This is a genomic window from Clostridium hydrogenum (assembly GCF_021432385.1).
Lineage (GTDB): Bacteria > Bacillota > Clostridia > Clostridiales > Clostridiaceae > Clostridium_S > Clostridium_S hydrogenum.
In genome coordinates this window covers 1-15,568 of record NZ_JAEACT010000004.1, presented here as the reverse complement: position 1 = coordinate 15,568, position 15,568 = coordinate 1, and the positions used below count along the sequence as shown (strand labels likewise).

Below are 15,568 nucleotides of genomic sequence, written 5' to 3'. Positions count from 1 at the left end.
CTTACACAAAACTAGCTCTCAATTTGGACTTATTATTTTTTTTAGATGCCTAAATAGCTAATTTGTTTAAAAACTATATAAATTGTTCAAAGACGAATTATAGGTCTAATGCAGCATAATGACCATGATGAACTGCAGTCATTGCTTTTCCAGGGCGAACACAATCGCCAATTGCACGGAAATCAAGTACAGTATCACTCAATGCTTGGACTTCATTAGAACGAGATCTCATACCAACTGCACATAAAATTGTATCAGCTGGGAAAACGAGCTCGTTGCCATCCTTATCAACTGCTACAACACCTTCTTTGGTTATAGCTTTTACAGAAGTACTGACCCTTACATCGACACCTTCGTGTAATTCTCTAGTTAATCCCATCTTATGGAACGGATTTGCATCTATTGCAAAATCATTTCTAGCTTCTATAAGTGTTACTTCTTTATTCTCACGTTTGAAATGAATTGCTGATTCTGATCCTACAAGTCCTGCTCCAATAATAACAACTTTATTACCTATTTTAGGACTATCTTTTGCAAGTTCATCGCAGTATACTACTCTTTCATCATCAATTCCAGGAATCCTTGGTACTATAGGATAAGCACCTATAGCGCAGATTAGAGAATCTGGTTTTATATCTTCAACAAGTTTTGTATCTACTTTTGTATTTAAGCGGATTTCAACATTATTATGTTTTTTTAGTTGGCGAATAAGCCACTTAGAAAAACCATAATAGTTTTTCTTAAAATCAACATGAGCTTCACAAAGTATTTGTCCACCCAATTTATCACTAGCTTCGCAAAGTATTACATTATGACCTCTTTCTGCGGCAGTAAGTGCTGCTTGCATACCACCAGGGCCGCCTCCGGCAATTAATACTTTCTTTAATTTAGCTGGTGGTGCTGGTGGTGAAAAGTATAATTCTTCTTCTCCAATTACTGGATTTAAAGCACAGGCTGTATCTCTTGTATTAATGATGGTATCAAAGCATACATGACAGCGCATACATTTTCTAATATCTTCATCACGACCTTCTTTAACTTTAGTTGGGAAGAAAGGATCAACTATAAGCGCACGAGCCATTTCAACTACATCTGCTTTTCCAGAAGCAATAATTTCTTCTGCTTTTTCAGGATCAGAAATAGCACCTACAACAGCAACTGGAACGTGTACGTTCTTTTTAATTTCTGCTGCTAGTTCAACATTAAGTCCATGTGGATAGAACATGTCAGGATGTGTACGTACAAAAGTTTCCTGAACTTCTTGATTTCCAACACTAATATGAAGCATATCTACATAATCTTGAAGGTGCTTTGCGATTTCAACAGCTTCGTCTAAACCATAACCACCATCAAAATAATCAAGACCATTCATTCTAAATTCTATTGGGAATCCAGGTCCAACAGCTTCTCTAAGAGCTTTTAGCACCATTATAGGGAAACGTAATCTATTTTCTAGGCTGCCGCCATATTTATCTTCACGATTGTTAGTAGGAGAAAGAAATTGGCTTATTAACCATCCATGACCACCATGGACCATAAGCATTTCGAAGCCTGCTTTTTTTATTAGGGAAGCACCTTTAGCAAAAGCATCTACTAAATCTAAAATCATACCTTCGTCCATCTGATGAACAATAGTTCCATTAACCATTTCATATATTGGACCATATGCCTTATTTTTAGGATATGGATTTTCTAAATTAGGAACACCAGCATATTTACCAGCATGTGTTAACTCAATATTAGGAACACAGCCATGACGTTTAATTGTACGAGCAACATGAGTTAAAGATGGCAATATTAAAGGATTATCTAAAGCGAGTTCTTTGGTATGTCCACGACCAGAATCAAGTACATTAGATACACCAATAGTACAATTTGCTGCTCCACCCTTTGCACGTAATTCAAAGAAAGCAATATTTTCTTGGTTTAAAGTTAATTCTGGTGATAATTCTTGCAGAGAAATAGGTGCAGAGAACATTCTATTTTTAAAAGTAACATTTCCTAGAGTAATAGGTTTACAAAGATTTGGATATTTTAAATTCATAGTAATTCCTCCTTGGCTTTTATACTTGATTTAAGTTAAAAATTTAAACGAATACATAGTTAATTTTTTCTCAATCACGATATAATTGTAGCAGATAATAAAAATGTTTTTAAATTCAAAAAAAGTAATAAGTTATTCCAAAAATGAATCGCACTTCTTTACTTTGGTATAATAATATGTTAATCTTGTGTCATAAAAGGTCATAAAAAGTATTATTTGCGATAACAAAAATGATATAAGAGTGAATTTATATTGCTTTCCTATATTATCTGTTTGTTTTTTAATGACATCTATTTTATAGAAAGGAGTTATAAAATGCGAATTGATATATTGCGTGAATTTATTATACTTTCTAAGAATTTAAATTTTAGTGAAACGGCTAAACAACTCTATATTACCCAGTCTGTTTTAAGCAAACATATTATTTCGTTAGAGCAGGAAGTAGGTACAGCTTTATTAAGAAGAAACTATCACAAGGTTGAATTAACTGATGTGGGAAAATTATTTTTAATTGAAGCCACAGAAATTGTAAATAGATATGATGAAGGCATGAAGAAAGTAAAAATGTCAATAAACAGCTTTGAAAAAGAATTGAAAATAGGTTATTTATATGAGCATACCAAAAATATACTTGTACCATCTGTACATTTATTTAAAAGAAATTTTCCTAATACTAAATTATCCTTAATTGCTGGATTATACGAAACTTTGCCTAGGCAACTTAAAAATAAAGATGTAGATTTAATTCTTACACTTAATTTAGATAAAGATATGCTATCTTGGTGTGATACCTACCCATTATACAGGGATACTCTTTGCGCAGCGGTATGTAAAAGCAATCCATTGTCAAAGCGAAAAAATATTTCTAGTCATGATTTAACCTCAGAAAAAATTTTGCTACCTTCTAATGAAATTTTTAATGGGTATGGAATCTTTACAAATACCATTTTAAACTCAGAAGATTTCCAAAAAAACAAGGTTTTTAAGTATGAATGTATATATTCTGCATTACTAATGGCTGAAGCTGACCAGGGAATTGCAATTATACCTGAAATGTTCCAAGCTAGTAGAAATAACAATATATGCTTTATACCCTTTGAAGGAACTCAATATTCCTTTGATGTTATTGCAGCTTGGAGAAAAAATGAGAATAATTCGTCAATAAAAAATTTTGTTGAAACATTATCTCTTAATTTAAATTAGTTTAAGGCATCTTCAAAAAAATAAATTATTTGGTGGATAATTTATTTTTTGAGGATGCCTAATGTCTTTCAAATTTAGTTTAATTATCTCTTTGTGTTATGGCTTTTAGCTTTATTTGTTTTAGATTTTTTTTGGGTGCCTGAAAAACTAACTTCATCAGCGAACTCTTCGCTTACTTTACTAGTTTCTCCTTTAGCTTTTTGATTTGTAGTACTATTTCTATCTTTGCGAGACATTAAAAAAGACCTCCGTATTAATAATTTATATATTTTTATACTAGAAGTAAGGAACGTTATGTATATTATTTCTAGTACGGTTTTTATTTTAACCAAAACTAATTTAAATATACATAATATAATTTTTTAACTTCTAGGATCTCTTATTTCACGTTCTCTAGCTTCATTATTGCCAAGTTTTTTGGAAGCATTTGAATAGCCAACATCATTTGCAGTTTCAAATTTCATTTTATTAAGTTCGCCTTTAGTTTTTTCACCTGCCTTTTTGTTTGATTTACTATTTTTATTATTTTTATGTGCCAAATAAAACACCTCCTTTCTTCAGAGTAGAGAGTAGAGAGTAAAGAGTAGAGTGAAGGATGATTTTCTTTCGTTTCACTTAAGAAAATCTTATAACTTATTTTTTATTATTTACGTAATAGTAAGGTGTACCTTAATTGTGCTTTGTACTCTGCTGTACCTACTCAGTAATGTATTGTTAAGTTAAATGTAAGGAATTATAATAAAGCTATAAAATTAAAAAGTTTATCCGTATTATGCTTTTTAGTTTTACCCCAATTAATTTAAATATGCAGTAAGAGTATTAACAGATTATTAATACTTTCATAAGTGATATTATATACCATTTATAAAGAAGGTGTGCTATAATAAATCTAAAGTTAAAAGAAATTTAGAGATATTTTTATAAATAAGAGGAGTGATTGAAATGAGTTTTTCAGATAAAGGTGTTTTTGGAACAATAGGTGTTTTGATAATTGCTTTTTTGGCAATAGCTTTCTTTATTAAATTACTTCCTATAATACTTATAATGGGAGTTGCAATTTGGGGAATAGTAAAGTTATCAAAATTATTTGAAAGTAAAAAGAATAATAAATTTGTAAATAATGAAAAATCAAATGTTTCTGAAGTTTCAAAGGATGATGATGTATTTGATTTTGAAAAACAAGATGTTGTAGATGTTGATTATACAGAAATTAAAAAATAGGATTAAATGTTTGTACAAGCATAATTATAAAAATATAGAGTACATATATTTAATTTGTGATATAATGTTTATATAAAACTATAATTCATATTTGTATTATAGGAAAAAATAAATAGTAGATATACTTCTTATCAAGAGAGGTGGAGGGACTGGCCCTGTGAAACCCGACAACCAGCATTTTATTTTAATGCATGGTGTTAATTCCTGCAAAGTTAATTTGGAAGATAAGAGAAGAGCGACTGTTTGAGTATTATTAAAAGCTGTTTTTCTTGGGGAAGACAGTTTTTTTTATTTATAAGGAGTGATAACAATGCCAGAGTTAAGTAACAGATTGGATTTTATTACTGAGTCAGTAATAAGGAAAATGACTAGAGTAGCTAACAAGTATGGAGCAATTAATCTTTCACAAGGATTTCCGGATTGGGATCCGCCTACAGAGATAACAGATGCTTTAAAAGAAGCAGCGATCCATGGACCACATCAATATGAAATAACTTGGGGGTCTAAAGAGTTTAGAGAAAAACTAGCAGAAAAGCAAAGTAAGTATATGGGATTTAAAATCAATCCAGAGGAAAACATAGTTGTAACCTGTGGAAGTACAGAAGCGATGATGGCTGCGATGATGTCTGTTTGTAATAAAGGTGATAAGGTTATAGTTTTTTCACCCTTCTATGAAAATTATGGAGCAGATGCAGTACTTTCAGGTGCTGAACCTATATATGTTCCATTATTACCACCCAAATTTAATTTTGATAAGGAAGTTTTAAGAAAAGCATTTGAACAAAAACCTAAAGCTTTAATATTATGCAATCCATCAAATCCAGTTGGTAAGGTATTTACAAAGGAAGAACTATTGTATATAAGTGAACTTGCTATTAAATATGATGCTTATGTAATAACCGATGAAGTGTATGAACACATTGTATATAAGCCATATGAACATATTTATATTGCATCACTTCCTGGAATGCTTGATAGAACAATATCTTGTAGTTCCTTGTCTAAAACTTATTCAATAACAGGGTGGAGGCTTGGATATATTATAGCTGATAAAAAGATAATAGATAATTGTAAAAAAGTACACGATTTTTTAACCGTTGGAGCAGCTGCACCACTTCAAAAGGCAGCATTGGCAGGGCTTGAATTTGATGAAAAATATTATGACAGTTTGATAGAACTTTATACCCATAAAAAGCAATTGTTTTTAAACGGGCTTGATGAAGCGGGATTAAAATATTTTGAGCCACAAGGAGCCTATTATGTTTTAGTTGATATATCTGAATTTGGAGAAAAAGATGACTGCAAGTTTTGTGAATGGCTTGCAAAAGAAATAGGTGTTGCAGCTGTTCCAGGTTCAAGCTTTTTTAAAGAAGATGTAAATAATTATATAAGATTTCATTTTGCCAAAAAAGACGAAACTTTAATAGAGGCAATAAAGAGATTAAAAAAATTGCGAAGGAACTAAATCAAAGTACAAAGTACAAAGTACAATGAAGGATGATTTACCTTTCCTTGCGTTAGGTAAATCTTAAACTTAACTGTTGTCAGCTTTGCTGACAACAGTAGTGACGCGATTGCGTAAGCAATCAAAAATAAGTTATAAGATTTTCTGTAGCAAAGCGGAAGAAAATCATCATTTTACTGTACTTTGTACTCTGAAAAAAGGTTAGCAATAATTTTAAGTTGCGTGTTAAATAATCTTTGTGTCATAGCCATTTTATATCGCCTTATTTTATTACTTTAGGCAATATTTTTTCATATTCATGCCTAAGCTTATAAAGTTCATTAAGCTTATCAAGTGATTTTTTCTCACGCTTTTTTCCAACGGAAACTATTATGTTCTCAACAAGAGCTAGTGGTGCAAGCATAGAGTGAAATTCCCAAAGTTCACCTCTTGAGGTGTAAAAACTAAAAGTAGCTTTTTCTAGCATTGGACTAATTAATAAATCAGAAATTAAAATTGTCTTACATTGAAGTTTGTCTGCAAGGTCAAGTAGAACTTTTATTTCTGGAGATTCATAGACAAAGCCAAATATGAATATTACATCATCTTTTTTTATATGAATTAAATCTTCAAACAATTCATGACCGCTTTGTGTAAGAACATTTATATTAAAGTCAAATCTCTTAAGTCTAAATTCCAAAAGAGAAACTAGACATACAGAAGGACCATAACCATATATGTGGATTGTATTGCAGCTATTTAAAATTTGTATCATCTCATTAAATTTTACGTTGTCTATATTATCAGCAGTTTCCTTTAAAAAAGCAGTACCTGAGAGTATATTATTTGAAACATTTTCAGCTTCAAGTTTATTAAAAGCAGATTTAAGTTTTTCAGCAGGGGAAAAGGTGTTTTCTTGCATTAAAAATTGTTTAAATTGTTTAAAGTTTTTAAATTCAATAGTTTCCCAAAAGCGTGATACTGTGGATATGCTTACATTACAGGCTTTTGCTAAATCACTTTCAACCATGAATGGAATTTTGTCTATTTCTTTCATTATATAATTGGCTATTTTCTCGTGATTTGGTGTAAATTTTTTTGTAGAAAAATTTAGATCTATCATAAAATTATCTCCTTAAACCTTAAGTTTTTCCTTTAACAATTTTTTTATAATTGTGGCTGCTTTGACTTTAGTTTTTAAGCAGGGAGAAATAACTATTTTATAGTTTCCTTTTGCAATTTCCTCTTTGATTTCTTTAACAGTAGTACAATCTTTTTCAAACGCAGTCATAACACATCCTAACTGCAAATATTGATGAGTATCACTGCCAGTTACTACTGGAACGCCGTATTGTTTACCCATATTCATAACCTTTTCTTTCATTTCTTCTATTCCATAGGTGAATAAGTCCTTACCATTTAAATCAAAAGCATCAAATTTACATAATAATTCATCTTGAATCTTGTAAAGTGGATGATCATTTCTGAAGGGATGAGAACCTATAACAAGCATAGAATTTTCTGAGCATAATTTTAATAAAGTCTCTAAGGCTATAAAACAATTTGAAGTTTCATGTGAACTTAAAATTTTTCGTATTTTTCTAACCTTTTTAAGATTACCGATAACTAGCACATGTCCATTTTCGGCTATATCAACTTCCATACCTGTAAAGGCTTTTATGCCATTGACTTCAAAATAATCATTTTTATAGGCATATGTTTTTTCTAAAGTATCATAGACATCATCGAAATTAAGTGTGTTAAAATGCTCCGTTATAGTAATTGCAGTCATGCCATTTTCTTTAGCTTCTTCTATGATATTATTGAAATTCTCCATTGAAAAGCTTGATTTTTTAGATAACTTAACGTGTAAATGAAAATCTATTGTCATTTTTAGTCTCCTAACTATAATTAATTTAATAAGTTTCCAGTTGATTTATCATATATGTTTATATTTCTATAATTAAAATTCATAAAAATAATAGAATTAACAGAGTAATCCTCTTTGCTTTGAGTAAGTATATTTAAAGTTTCGCAGCCAATCTTTACTTGAAGCTGGGTTTGAGCACCCTCTGGAAAGACAGAAGTCACTGTACCGGATATAGTGTTTGGAGTTTCTTCTTTTAAAACCGCTATATCCTCTGACCTTATAGTTATAATTATATCTGTGCAAGAAATTTTTGAAGTCTCAAAATTAAAAGCTGTAAAGGATGTTTTTATTATAGCACCAGAGGCTAAAGCTTCATAAGTTCCTTCAAGCATATTGAGAGAAGAGTTTCCAATAAATTGTGCAACTTTTAAATTTTTAGGTTTATTATATAAAGTTTTGGGAGTGCTAACTTGTGCTATAGCTCCTGCATCGAATACAGCAATTTTTGTGGATAAAGTCATTGCTTCCACTTGATCGTGAGTAACACATATTATTGTTGTATTTAATTCTTGGTGTAATTTTTTTAATTCATTTCTCATTTCAATGCGAAGCTTTGCATCTAAGTTTGATAAAGGTTCATCCAAAAGAAGTATTTTAGGGTTTGTAACTATGGCTCTGGCAAGGGCCACTCGCTGCTGTTGCCCTCCAGATAATTCATTTGGATATCTATCAGATAAATCAAGAATTTGCAGCTTTTTTAGTGCTTTTTCAACTAAGCCTTTAATTTCTTTTTTATTAATTTTTTTCATCTTTAGGCCAAAGGCTGTATTTTCATAAACTGTCATGTGTGGCCACAGGGCATAATTTTGAAATACCATACTTAAGTTTCTTTTTGATGAATCTAAGTGGAAATTATTTAATGCATTGTCAACTTCAATTCCATCAATAGTTGCAATTCCACCTTCAGGTTTTTCAAGACCAGCAATAAGCCTCAGAGTTGTTGTTTTTCCACAGCCTGATGGACCGAGCAGTGTCATAAATTCGCCTTCTTCAATGCTTAGATTTATATCATGTAATATATGGTTTCTATTGTAATATTTATTAATATTTTTTAATTCAATTAGGCTCATTGTTGCCTCCTATTCCTTTCGCAAAATCTATTCTCCCAAATATAAAGGAAATAAAATAAACGCAAAATATAATGAAAATGGTTAGTATAAGAGTTGCATCCGTTAACTGCGTATATCCTTTTTCGGCATAAGAAAAGGTCAAAGTCGTAAGTGTTTCTGTACTTGGGGTTATTAAAATAATTATAAGCTCCAGCTGTTTTATTGAACCTATAAATACCAGTAAAAAACTGGAGAATAAAGATTTCTTATTTAGTGGAATTATTATATTTTTAAAACGACTAAGCCAGGAAGAACCGCTTAGTTTGGCTGCTTCTTCTAATTCATTACCTATTTGCAGCATGGAACTAGTACTTATTTTCATTGTAAAAGGAAGTTCTTTTACTACAATAATTAATACTATTATAGAAGTAGTTCCATATAATGCTGGAAGTCCAAGTGTAGGTTTTGCAAACATTGTAATATAAATTGTAGACAAAGATATTCCAGGTATCAAATATGGCAAAAATGAAATTTGTTCCATAGCCTTTGAAATTTTTTTGCCCTTGCTAGTGGAAATAATATAACCAAGTACTAGACCTATAAGCGCAGTTATAATTGCAGCAGTAAGTGAAATAGTTAGAGAATTTTTTAAGCCTAGAAAAAAGGTATCATTTTTAAAAATACCGGGCTCACCTGTGTTAATATTGGCACTGCCCTCACCAATCCAATAATGAAGGGTAAGATTTTTTAAACTATAAACACCATCTTTAAGCAAAAGCGTCTGCAAGAATATTAATATTAGAGGGATGATTGAAACAAGAGAAAAAAAGCAAAGTAGAAGCATTGTTACAACATTTTTCATTTTTCCAAGGTCAATTATTGTATTTCTTGAACTTTTACCTGTTACAGTTACAAAACTTTTTCTTTTGCCAATTAGCTTTTGATTAATAAAAAGTGTGAATACAGATACAATAATCAAGATTAAACTTAAAACGTTGGCGTCAGAAGTCATTTGAGAACGTACACTGCTGTAGAGCATAGTTGCTATAGTTTGGAATTTTACGGGAGTACCCAGAATAGCGGGAACTCCGTAAGAACTAATTGCTCTAGTAAAAATAAGTATAAAGCCAGATAGTATAGATGGTAATATTATAGGAAGAACAATTTTTCTTAGCACAGTAAATTTATTTGCGCCACAGATTGTGCCTGCTTCTTCAAGAGAACTGCTCATGGAAGCAAGAGCAACAGAAATTATTAAATAAAAGTATATACTATCATGAATACTTAGCGAAGCGACTATTGGAACAAAACCATAGGAAATCCAATCAGGAGGATTTATATTAAAAAGCCATTGAAAAATACCGCTAGTGCCTCCGATTTTTTGATTTTTAAAAATACTTAGCCAGGCTAAAGAAGTTGCCCAAGACGGCAATAAATAAGGAATTATTGCTAAAAAACCTATTGCCTTTTTAAAGCGTATGTTAGTCCTAACCATAAGCCAAGCTAAGGTTGAGCCAATAACCATTGATAGAATTGCTACTGATATACCAACAGAAATTGAATTGAAAAAGGGCTTATAAAACAAGGAGTTACTTATGCTGCTAGATAAAATTCTAAACCAGTGGTAAAGTGTAAATTTGCCTGTAATGGCATCCGATGATAAACGTAAGTCAGTGTCACTCCAAGTAAAGGTGCTTGCTATTATTTGAGCTAAAGGAATTAGTATAGTATAAGCTAAAAATATTAAGGAAATTAAAATCACTATATTAATAGGATTTGTAAAAAAGTTTTTAGCTGTGTTTTTTAGTTTTACTTTCAAAGCCTATCACTCCAACATAAATTTTTATTTTAAGCCTATCCAAAAGTCCCTTACCTTAGGTGATGTTTTATAAAGCTTATCTCCATCAAAATTCCAAAGATTAAGATCGCTATAGTTAAGAGGGTTCTTTGATTTTACATCCTTTCGTGGTATCCAGGCTCCAACTGCATTAAAGGCATCAACACCTTTTGCTTTTCCATCGGTTTCTCCCATTATCCAGCGTAAATATAACATTGCTGCGCTTGAGTGAGGTGCATTTTTAGCAACAAAAACATAACCAGGATCGGGAACTGAAGTTTTTGGTTGTATATCATATATAGGCGATACGTGCCAGCTTTTTTCTTCTATTTTACTCATATCACCGGATACAGCTATGGCAACTGCATTTTTTCCTTTTTTATTTATAGCATCAAGTGCATCATCGCTGCCTTTAAGTACGACAAGACCGTTATTGTACAATTCCTTTATAAATTCATAACCTGCGTTTTCAGTACCATGAAGAACTATATCTTTTCCGAATTTTTCTTTGTATGCTTTTGCCATATCGTCGCTGTTAATTACCATAGTACTAAATAAGTCCATAAATGCTGGATTGCTTAAAGGGTCTGCGGTATAAACTTTTCCCTTCCATTCGGGAGTTGTAAGATCCCACCAGTTTTTTACTGGAGCTTCTTTAAAATCATCTGTATTATAAAATAAGGTTCTAAATTCTAAATAGCTAGCATAGCCCTCGGACTGTGTTTTAAAAGGTTCGTCTACGTTAGCAGCTATATCTGATGGAAGGTAACGCAAATATCTGCCCTTATCTACCATTTGGTTTTTCACAGCACCGCTTACTTCTTTTGTAATAATAACATCAGCATTAAACATAGAAGCATCCTGCTCTTTTGTAACTTTATTCATAAGTTCATCTGATTTAAGGACGCTTACTTCTACTTTTATTCCAGGATATTTTTTCTCAAAGGATTTTTTTGCATCCTTTGCACGCCCAGAAGTTGAGTAAATTACAACCTTGCCTTCTTTTTTGGCTGCTTTATATAATTCATCGGTTGATTCGTTTTTTGCGAGAATGCTTTTTAAATTTATGTTTTTAGAGGTATTTGTGCTTGAATTGCTGCAACCTGAAATTATGGAACTAAGAATTAATAGAGAAGATAATAAGGTTAATTTTTTGTGTGATAAAAATTTTCTTTTCATTAATAAATCCCCTTTGCACTTTTATAGATAAACCATTTCAACTAAAAATATACAGGCACAATATTAACTAAATGTTAAGCTAAGGTTTGCTTTTGGTAAAAAAATATTATTTTTATGATTTATGATAAAAAAATTTCAAAAATAAGTTTTTGTGTAAAAAACAACTTCTTGCAGTAAAAACAAGTTGACATCTGACTAATATTGATTTATATTTATTGTGATAATATGACTAAAACATATAAAACCAATATGATTTATAAGAAAGAGGGGTCTCATCTTTGGTTTATTTTGATAACAGCGCAACAACAGAGCCTCTTAAAGAAGTTTCAGAAATAATGAGGGATGTTTTCTATAATTACTATGGAAATCCATCATCACTGCATTCTTTAGGTAAAAGGGCAGAAGATAAATTAATTGAAGCAAGAAAAACTATAGCAGCTACTATAAAGGCAGAAGCTGAAGAAATTATATTTACATCAGGTGGAAGTGAAAGTAATAATTTTTTAATAAAAGGTTTTGTAAAACCAGGATTACATATAATAACTTCAAAGATTGAACATCCAAGTGTATTAAATTCTTTTGCACAGCTTGAAAGGTTTGGAGTAAAAGTTACTTATATAGATGTGGATAGCAATGGCAAAATAAAATTAGATCAGCTTGAAAACAGTATAACAAAGGATACTGTTCTTGTAAGCATTATGCATGTAAACAATGAAACAGGAGTTATTCAAGATTTAAAGAAAATAAGTTCAGTAATAAAGTCTAAAAGTGCAAGAGCTAAGTTTCATGTAGATGCAGTACAAAGTTATGGAAAATTAAAAATAAATCCAAGTAAAATGGGTATAGATTTGCTTTCTGCAAGTGCACATAAAATATACGGACCTAGAGGAATAGGTTTTGCATATGTTAGAAAAGGTCTTAACCCAGAACCACTTATTGCTGGTGGTGGTCAAGAATTTGGCTTTAGAGGAGGTACAGAAAACCTTCCTGCTATGTGTGCCTTTGCTTTTGCAGCTGAAAAGATACATGAAAATATGGAAGATAACTATAACAAGGTAAAAGCTTTGAAGGAATATTTCCTTAATAAAGTGTCAAAGATAGATAAAATAATAATAAACAGTGGAACTGGAGATGACTTCCTGCCGCATGTTGTAAATGTATCCTTCGAAGGAGTTCGTGGAGAGGTTCTTGTACACGCACTTGAGGATAAAGAAATATATGTTTCTACAGGTTCAGCCTGTTCTTCTAAAAGAAAGCATATAAGCCATGTACTTCAGGCAATTGGAGTTAAAGAATGTGATATGGAAGGTGCAATTAGATTTAGTTTTTCACCTAAAAATACCTTCGAGGAAATAGATTATACAATAGAAAATATAGAGAAAATACTTGTTTTTTTAAGGAGAATTAAAAAATGAAAAGGCTTATAATGATTAAATATGCCTCTGAAATTTTTCTAAAAGGATTAAATAAGAGCAAATTCGAAAAAAAATTAAGAGATAATATTAAAAGAGCACTAAGAGGTGTAGAATTTACTTTCGTTGAGGATTCAGGAAGATGGTTTTTAGAAAGTAACGACATAGATGAAGCAGTAGAAAGATTAAAGAAAGTATTTGGAGTATCTGAAATATGTTTAGTTACTCAAATTAAATCAGATTATGAGGAAATAAAGAAGCAATCACTTTTAGAAGTTAAAGAAAGTGGAGCAGCAACCTTTAAAATAGAGACTAACAGAGCAAATAAAAGCTTCCCTAAAAATTCAATGGAAGTAAGTAGAGAAGTTGGAGCTTATGTTCTAGAGAATTTACCGGATATTTCGGTTGACATACATAAGCCACAATGTACAGTTCATTTAGATTTAAGAAATGATACTTATGTGTATTCAAAAGTTATAAAGGGATTAAATGGAATGCCATATGGTACCAATGGAAAAACTCTTTTAATGCTTTCAGGGGGAATAGATTCTCCAGTTGCTGGATACATGATGGCAAGAAGGGGAGTTGAAGTTGAATGTGTTTACTTCCACAGTCCTCCATATACTAGTGAAAGAGCAAAGGATAAAGTTAAAAAGTTAGCTGAAATATTAACAGAGTATACAGGTAGAACTACTTTATACGTTGTTCCGTTTACTGATATACAGATGCAGATAATAGAAAAATGTAGAGAAGATGAACTCACTATAATAATGAGAAGATTTATGATGAGTGTTTCCTGCAGAATAGCAAAAGATAATGAAATTCATTCGGTTGCTACAGGAGAAAGTATAGGACAGGTTGCAAGCCAAACTATGCAGGGACTTGTTGTAAGTGATGATTGCGCTGATAGACCGGCCTTCAGACCACTTATTGCTATGGATAAAATAGATATTATGGATATATCAAGAAAAATAGGCACTTATGATACTTCGATACTCCCATATGAAGATTGTTGTACTATATTTGTACCTAAGCATCCTAAGACAAAACCAGTTTTAGAAGTTATAAGGAAATCTGAAAGTGTTCTTGATAAGGAAAAGCTTATTGATGAAGCAGTCAAAAATATGGAGATAATTCGTATAGGACATTAATAAAGAATATACTATTGTGAAACTCAAAATGGTATATCTATAAAACAAAACATGCACAAGAAATTGGATTAAGGCATAAGGTAATAATATATAAATAAAGTTTAAGCAATGATAAGGAATAGTAAATTAAATTTGAGCTAACAGAGATAAATCCTCAAGGCTGAAAGGGATTTTTAGTGAGAATTAATTGAATGCACCTTTGAGCACCGTGTTGAAAGAGATTAGCTTGAGTAAATTACGGCGGGTACGCCCGATAAAGCGTAAAGGTATTATTTGTACCTAATTGAGAGCAATATTGTATTATTGCTAGTATTAGAGTGGAACCGCAGAGTAAACTCCTGTCTCTATAATTTATTTATAGAGGTAGGAGTTTTTTATATAAAAAATAGCTAAATAAAAAAAAGGAAGTGTTTAATTATGAATACAGTAGCATACTTTAATGAAATTGCTCATGATTGGAATAGAATAAGAAAGGAGTATTTTGAAGATGAATTAAGATCAAAGGTTATTTCTAAGGCAGATGTAGAAGGAAAAGTATGTGCAGACTTAGGCTGTGGAACAGGATTTATATCACTTGGTCTTTCAGAAAAAGCAGACATAGTATTTTCTATAGATAGTTCAAATAATATGCTTAAAGAATTAAGAAATTCAGCTTTCAATAAACAAATTAAAAATATATATGAAATAAAAGGAGATATGTACGATTTACCACTTTATGATGAAAGTGTTGATGCAGTTTTTATTAATATGGCACTCCATCATATTGTAGATATAGAAAAAGCAATTAAAGACATGTACAGAATATTAAAGAAGGGAGGAAGTTTAGTTATTTCGGATGTTGAGCAGCATAACGGAAATTGGGCTAAAGAGGAAATGCATGATGTTTGGCTTGGATTTTCCCATGATCAAATTGAAAAGGCTATGACAAAAGTAAAATTTGAAGAGATAAATGTAGAAAGCACAGGACTTAAATGCACAGGGTATTCAAGCAAGGGAGAATGCACAACTACAGGAATTTTTATAGCAGTTGGAAAAAAGAATTAAATTATAAATAAAAACCTAGTAAGTCAATAAGAATAATATTAAAATGGAGGAGAT

The 15,568-nt window shown here is 31.2% G+C and carries 14 protein-coding genes, 1 riboswitch and 1 other annotated feature; of the genes, 6 read left to right on the top strand and 8 right to left on the bottom strand.

The annotated features are described in order from the left end of the window. Positions 1-97: 97 nt before the first annotated feature. On the bottom strand, positions 98-2,044 hold the full coding sequence (locus CUEA01_RS18490; protein WP_234123403.1) for an oxidoreductase: 1,947 nt from the start codon (positions 2,042-2,044) through the stop codon (positions 98-100). 315 nt (positions 2,045-2,359) lie between these two features. On the opposite strand from CUEA01_RS18490, the gene CUEA01_RS18485 reads away from it, so the two are divergent. Beyond that, the gene (locus CUEA01_RS18485) at positions 2,360-3,247 is read left to right on the top strand and encodes a LysR family transcriptional regulator (protein ID WP_234123402.1); all 888 of its coding nucleotides are present in this window, start codon (positions 2,360-2,362) and stop codon (positions 3,245-3,247) included. Between the two features lie 83 nt (positions 3,248-3,330). On the opposite strand, the gene CUEA01_RS18480 is transcribed toward CUEA01_RS18485, so the two are convergent. Together CUEA01_RS18480 and CUEA01_RS18475 are read right to left on the bottom strand one after the other, a co-directional pair. After that, positions 3,331-3,483 (bottom strand): hypothetical protein, encoded by a 153-nt coding sequence (locus CUEA01_RS18480; RefSeq protein ID WP_234123401.1) that lies wholly within the window; start codon positions 3,481-3,483, stop codon positions 3,331-3,333. A gap of 126 nt (positions 3,484-3,609) precedes the next feature. After that, the gene (locus CUEA01_RS18475; RefSeq protein WP_234123400.1) at positions 3,610-3,786 is read right to left on the bottom strand and encodes a small, acid-soluble spore protein, alpha/beta type; all 177 of its coding nucleotides are present in this window, start codon (positions 3,784-3,786) and stop codon (positions 3,610-3,612) included. Between the two features lie 403 nt (positions 3,787-4,189). Here CUEA01_RS18475 and CUEA01_RS18470 point away from each other — a divergent pair, with 403 nt between their 5' ends. Beyond that, positions 4,190-4,468: a hypothetical protein gene (locus CUEA01_RS18470; protein ID WP_234123399.1), complete on the top strand. Its 279-nt coding sequence runs from the start codon at positions 4,190-4,192 to the stop codon at positions 4,466-4,468. Positions 4,469-4,593: 125 nt separating this feature from the next. Further along, a riboswitch (SAM riboswitch) is annotated at positions 4,594-4,699 on the top strand. Between the two features lie 79 nt (positions 4,700-4,778). Further along, positions 4,779-5,933: a pyridoxal phosphate-dependent aminotransferase gene (locus CUEA01_RS18465; protein ID WP_234123398.1), complete on the top strand. Its 1,155-nt coding sequence runs from the start codon at positions 4,779-4,781 to the stop codon at positions 5,931-5,933. A gap of 262 nt (positions 5,934-6,195) precedes the next feature. On the opposite strand, the gene CUEA01_RS18460 is transcribed toward CUEA01_RS18465, so the two are convergent. The 5 genes from CUEA01_RS18460 to CUEA01_RS18440 are packed head-to-tail and all read right to left on the bottom strand — an operon-like array spanning position 6,196 to position 11,907. Beyond that, on the bottom strand, positions 6,196-7,035 hold the full coding sequence (locus CUEA01_RS18460; RefSeq protein WP_234123397.1) for a MurR/RpiR family transcriptional regulator: 840 nt from the start codon (positions 7,033-7,035) through the stop codon (positions 6,196-6,198). A 12-nt stretch (positions 7,036-7,047) separates the two neighbouring features. Further along, positions 7,048-7,803: a PHP domain-containing protein gene (locus tag CUEA01_RS18455; RefSeq protein ID WP_234123396.1), complete on the bottom strand. Its 756-nt coding sequence runs from the start codon at positions 7,801-7,803 to the stop codon at positions 7,048-7,050. A gap of 20 nt (positions 7,804-7,823) precedes the next feature. Next, complete coding sequence (locus CUEA01_RS18450) at positions 7,824-8,912, bottom strand: ABC transporter ATP-binding protein (protein ID WP_234123395.1); 1,089 nt, start codon at positions 8,910-8,912, stop codon at positions 7,824-7,826. Next, a complete protein-coding gene (locus tag CUEA01_RS18445; RefSeq protein WP_234123394.1) occupies positions 8,899-10,710 on the bottom strand; it encodes an ABC transporter permease in 1,812 nt (603 codons plus the stop codon). Before CUEA01_RS18445 ends, CUEA01_RS18450 begins: the two co-directional genes overlap by 14 nt. A gap of 24 nt (positions 10,711-10,734) precedes the next feature. After that, on the bottom strand, positions 10,735-11,907 hold the full coding sequence (locus CUEA01_RS18440) for an ABC transporter substrate-binding protein (RefSeq protein WP_234123393.1): 1,173 nt from the start codon (positions 11,905-11,907) through the stop codon (positions 10,735-10,737). Between the two features lie 278 nt (positions 11,908-12,185). Here CUEA01_RS18440 and CUEA01_RS18435 point away from each other — a divergent pair, with 278 nt between their 5' ends. From CUEA01_RS18435 to CUEA01_RS18425, 3 genes are all read left to right on the top strand, one after another. Next, positions 12,186-13,322: a cysteine desulfurase family protein gene (locus CUEA01_RS18435; protein ID WP_268906360.1), complete on the top strand. Its 1,137-nt coding sequence runs from the start codon at positions 12,186-12,188 to the stop codon at positions 13,320-13,322. Continuing rightward, complete coding sequence (gene thiI / locus CUEA01_RS18430) at positions 13,319-14,470, top strand: tRNA uracil 4-sulfurtransferase ThiI (RefSeq protein ID WP_234123392.1); 1,152 nt, start codon at positions 13,319-13,321, stop codon at positions 14,468-14,470. Before CUEA01_RS18435 ends, thiI begins: the two co-directional genes overlap by 4 nt. Positions 14,471-14,569: 99 nt before the next feature. After that, positions 14,570-14,819, top strand: a binding site (T-box leader). A 68-nt stretch (positions 14,820-14,887) separates the two neighbouring features. Beyond that, positions 14,888-15,514, top strand: a complete 627-nt coding sequence (locus CUEA01_RS18425) for a class I SAM-dependent methyltransferase (protein ID WP_234123391.1) — start codon at positions 14,888-14,890, stop codon at positions 15,512-15,514. Positions 15,515-15,568: the final 54 nt, after the last annotated feature.